The sequence below is a fragment of the Streptomyces sp. NPDC006265 genome (assembly GCF_040613555.1).
In the GTDB taxonomy this organism is placed as follows: domain Bacteria; phylum Actinomycetota; class Actinomycetes; order Streptomycetales; family Streptomycetaceae; genus Streptomyces.
On record NZ_JBEXSH010001367.1, the window covers coordinates 1 to 1,550 of the forward strand.

Genomic DNA, 1,550 nt, shown 5'->3' on the forward strand with positions numbered 1-1,550 from the left:
TTTTCCCTTGGGGGGGGTTCCTTTGGGGCGCCGGGGGGCCCCCCCCGGCGCCCCCGGGGGCGGGGCCCGGGGGGCCGGTGGTGTCCGGTCGGCGAACCTCACGGGTCACGGGGCGGGCGGGAAGTGCCCTTCCTGGACGAAGAACTCCACGTACGTGGAGAAGAGTTCGCGGGTCAGCGGCGGGCAGGCGATGTCCGTGCCGGCCAGTGCCGCCTCGGTCTCGGCCGTGTCGATGGGCGGGTAGAAGCCGTCGGTGTCGGACGTCATCATCTCGAAGGCATGCAGCAGCGGCAGCAGGGCGTTGTCCCGGTCGGACCGCACCGTGTCGTTCCACCGCTCCCGGTCGGTCTCGTCGATCCTGTACCCGAGTGCGCGCAGGTACGACACGCAGTCGGCGAGGCTCAGGGAGCTGCGGTTGAACAGGTGGAAGGTGCCACCGGCCGGCTCGCGCTGGGAGATGCCGACGATGGCGGCGCTGACGTAGTCGACGGGCAGCAGATGGAAGCGACCGCCGACGCCGGCCGGCGCGGCCTGCGCCTGCAGGAGGCCCTTGAGGCTGAGCCAGACGAAGTCGCGGGTCTGGCAGGCCCCGTTGCGGGTGTCACCGGAGATGACGTCGACGCGGTGCACCGACACGGGCAGTCCCCGGTCCCGGGCGAGGCCGACGAGCTGTTCGGCGACCCACTTGGACTGGAGGTAGCCGCTGGGCAGGGCTTCGGCGGGGCCGGTCGGGTCGGTCACCTTCAGGGGGACACCGGGCGTGACCGGGCCGTTGAAGACGCCGACGGTGGAGATGTAGTGCACCGGGACCGTGCGGTGGCGGGCCGCCAGGCGCAGGATCTCCCGGGTGCCGTGGACGTTGGCCGAGCGCAGCGCCTCGTAGGGGTGGAGCCAGTGGACGGTGGCGCCCGCATGGTAGACGGCGTCCACGGTGCCGGCGAGACCGTCGAACTCCTCCTCGGTCAGGCCGAGTCGCTCCTCGGCCAGGTCCCCGGCGCGGACCCGCAGCCGGCTCTCGTCGATCTCGTCCCAGACGCGGTACCAGGTGAGACTGGAGCGCAGCCGTTCGTACGCCGCCGTGTCGTCGGCGCCGCGCACCAGGCAGTGCAGACGGGCGGTCGTGGTGCGCATCAGGTCGCGCACCAGGAACGCGCCGAGGAAGCCGCTCGCACCGGTGACGAGGATGTCGGAGGGGTCGGTGACGGTACGGACGACCTCGCCGGCCGGGCGGATGTCGGCGGGCAGGTCGAGGTCGGCGGCATAGTCGACGGCCGGACCCGCCTCGGTGTCGTCCTGGGGCGCGAGGAGTTCGGTGCGCAGGTGCGCCGCCAGGGCCCGGGGGGTCGGATGGTCGAAGACCAGGGTGGCGGGCAGGCGCAGGCCGGTGACCGTCGCGAGCCGGTTGCGCAGCTCGACGGAGGTGAGCGAGTCGAAACCGCTGCTCTGAAGGGGACGTTCGGGGTCGACGGTGCCGGAGCGGCCGAGGACCCGGGCGATCTCGGCCGACACGGCGTCGAGGACGACCGTGTGCTGTGCGGCGTCGTCGAGTC

Annotated in this window: 1 protein-coding gene; it reads right to left on the bottom strand. The window is 72.6% G+C overall.

Annotated features, from left to right (window positions below; all coding sequences use genetic code 11):
• Positions 1–105 precede the first annotated feature (105 nt).
• Positions 106–1,550, bottom strand: a 1,445-nt coding sequence (locus ABZ281_RS48935) for a thioester reductase domain-containing protein (RefSeq protein WP_356665269.1), incomplete at its 5' end; no start/stop codon positions are given.